The following is a 279-nucleotide window of genomic DNA, read 5'->3' as shown; positions in this document are numbered from 1 at the left end:
ACGGCCATGAAAGCGGTCATCCACAGCAGGATGGTCTTGCGATCCGTCTGCCGCGCTAGCGCCGGAAGCAGAAGGCTAGTCAAGACAGCAAAGGCGCCGGACACGGCGATCCCTTGACCGGCCACACCCTCGCTGACGTGCAGGTCCGTCGCGATGGGCGTGAGCAGGCTGACCGGCATGAACTCCGATGCGATCAATGCAAAGACGCACAGCGCCATGGCGAACACGCCACTCCCGTGGCTCTGTTGGCCGCGGCTGGCAGGAGCAATCGCAGGCGAT

At 64.2% G+C, this 279-nt stretch carries 1 pseudogene; it reads right to left on the bottom strand.

The annotated features are described in order from the left end of the window. A pseudogene (locus RVY79_RS19270) lies at positions 1-218 on the bottom strand (MFS transporter); the annotation flags it as partial. Positions 219-279 lie beyond the last annotated feature (61 nt).

It is taken from the genome of Chromohalobacter sp. HP20-39 (assembly GCF_033052815.1).
Lineage (GTDB): Bacteria > Pseudomonadota > Gammaproteobacteria > Pseudomonadales > Halomonadaceae > Chromohalobacter.
The sequence above is the reverse complement of the archived record's forward strand: the minus strand, read 5'-3'. Positions and strand labels throughout refer to the sequence as shown.